At 46.4% G+C, this 2,279-nt stretch carries 3 protein-coding genes and 1 pseudogene; 3 read left to right on the forward strand and 1 reads right to left on the reverse strand.

Going from position 1 to position 2,279, the window contains the following annotated elements; translation table 11 throughout:
* The 3 genes and pseudogenes from WBV27_RS09515 to WBV27_RS09525 all read left to right on the forward strand — a co-directional run.
* A pseudogene (locus WBV27_RS09515) lies at positions 1-215 on the forward strand (amino acid ABC transporter ATP-binding protein); the annotation flags it as partial.
* Between the two features lie 12 nt (positions 216-227).
* Positions 228-1,421 (forward strand): MFS transporter, encoded by a 1,194-nt coding sequence (locus tag WBV27_RS09520; RefSeq protein ID WP_424201514.1) that lies wholly within the window; start codon positions 228-230, stop codon positions 1,419-1,421.
* A 95-nt stretch (positions 1,422-1,516) separates the two neighbouring features.
* Positions 1,517-1,960 (forward strand): Lrp/AsnC family transcriptional regulator, encoded by a 444-nt coding sequence (locus WBV27_RS09525; protein WP_319995864.1) that lies wholly within the window; start codon positions 1,517-1,519, stop codon positions 1,958-1,960.
* A gap of 35 nt (positions 1,961-1,995) precedes the next feature.
* Here the strand turns inward: WBV27_RS09525 and WBV27_RS09530 are convergent.
* A partial coding sequence (locus WBV27_RS09530; protein ID WP_424201516.1) for a hypothetical protein occupies positions 1,996-2,279 on the reverse strand: 284 nt, incomplete at its 5' end.

Consider the following 2,279-nt stretch of genomic DNA (forward strand, 5'->3'; position numbering starts at 1 on the left):
TGTTGAATGTGATGAGGCAATTGGCTGACACGGGTCAAACGATGATCATCGTTACCCATGAGATGCAGTTCGCACAAGAAGTGGCGGATAAAGTTGTGTTTATGGCTGATGGGGTAGTCGTTGAATCAGGAACACCCTCAGAAGTCTTTGATCATCCTAAACAAGAGCGGACAAAACAATTCTTGATGCAAGTCCGTTTCAAAACAGCAGTCTGAGAGGGATGACACGTGGAATATACGGAAGTAAAAAGCAAGCTTTGGACCAAGGATTTCCTTTTGGTCAACAGCATCACTTTTTTGGCGATGACGGCAATCACGACCCAAATGGGAACGCTGCCCCTCTATGTGACTGCACTGGGTGGGTCAAAAGCGGTAGCCGGTAGTATTGTAGGGATTTTAGGCATTTCGGCTTTATTTTTCCGCCTGCCGATCGGAATATTGTTGGATCGATACGGTCGCAGGCTGTTGCTGACTATCGGGTTAGCGATTCTGTTCATTGATTTCGCCTTGTTGAATGTACTGCAGACGCTCTTGATGCTGTTTTGTTTACGTTTGATCCAAGGAATCGGCAACAGCATCCAAGCAACAAGCGCTGCGACGATGGCGGCGGATTTGATTCCAAAGGAACAGTTATCCGTCGGCTTAGGCTACTTCAGCATCGCCCAAGCAGTCCCCGGCGCAATCGGACCATTGCTGGGGTTGGCGGTGGTGGAAGCATACGGATTTGAAGCCTTGTTTCGGGTGGCGCTTTTGTTGACAAGTGTCGCATTTGTATTAAGCTTTTTTCTAAGTGCTGAATCGCCAAGAACGCTTTTTTTCGGAGAAAAGTCAAAGTCGAAGGGCGGAGCGGCTGAAGCGTTGTCCGTCATGAAGAATCGGGGCGTGACGTTTCCGAGTCTGATCATGTTTTTGATTTGCTTTGCGAATTCCGGTGTCATCGCATTTATCGCGCAGTTTGCGATCGAAAAGAAAATAAGCGGAGCCGGCTACTACTTTACAGTGATGACGGTCGTCACTGTTCTGATCCGGTTTCTCTTCCCGCAAATGTTGAAGCGCGTCAATCAAACGTTTTTGATTTGCGGCAGCATACTAAGCATCAGTGCAGCGTTTGGGATACTTGCTTATGCCGATGATCTTGTTCATTTACTATTAGCAGCTGTGCTTTATGGAATTGGTTTTGCCAGTTTGCTTCCGGTCATGAATACGATTGTTTTGCAAAGTATTTCCGATCATGAACGCGGACGCGCGATAGCAATTTTCTCGGCTGCTCTGGATGTAGCGTACGGTGGCGGGGCAATGCTTTGGGGCATCATCGCCAGTATGTATGGCTTTCAAGTCATGTACCTCTTTTGTGGAGGATTCGGGATAACCGCTCTGTTTGTTTACCTTCTGTTTGATGGCAGGAAGAAGAAAATGTCATAAAGCATGACACATCTTGTGAGCCCAACCTTGCAACTCTTATCATTTCTTACTAAAATTAAGAAAATGATGAGAATTGTTAGGATGGAGGGGCCTTTATGGATGTATTAGATCGGAAAATTTTGAATATTATGCAAAAAAACAGCCGAATCACTGTCAAACAAATTGCTGAAGAGTGTTTCATTTCGTCTCCTTCCGTATCCGTGCGTTTGCAGAATTTGGAAGGTCTTGGGTATATTCGTACGTATCAAGCTGTTCTTGACCATCAGAAATTGGGCTTTTTGATCAAGGCCTATGTGAATTGTGCAGTCCCGGCAAAGGACAAAAAAGATTTTTACCGTTACATCGAAGAAATCCCCAATGTCGTGGAATGCGACTGCATTACGGGTGATTACTCGATGTTATTGAAGGTCTACTATTCCAACACGATCGAACTTGATGAATTCATCACTGACCTGCAACGCTTTGGCGATACCAAGACGCATATTGTCTTTTCAACAAATGTCGGTCCCCGCGGCCTGCAAATCCAAATAAACGAATAAGCAAAAACGCCGAGAAACATTTTCGGCGTTTTTGCTTATTGTTTTGTGTGCGGGGGAGCGTGGTTTCCTCCGGGGAGCGACCGGCTGGCAGGAGAACAACACTGAAAAACAACCTTCATCACCGATGAAGCCCGCTCCACCGGTGATGGGCGGGGAAACGGAGTGTCATCTCCGGCGAGGGTCCTTTCGCCGGAGGACAGAGCATCAAAGTAGCTCCACCTCCGTTCATAATTGCGGAACATATGCGGGGGTAAAAGTGGATATTTTTGCTTGAAACCTCGCTGAAAACGAATTGGGCCGGCTTTTAATCGAATTATTG

Source organism: Trichococcus sp., from assembly GCF_049589555.1.
Classification (GTDB): Bacteria; Bacillota; Bacilli; order Lactobacillales; family Aerococcaceae; genus Trichococcus.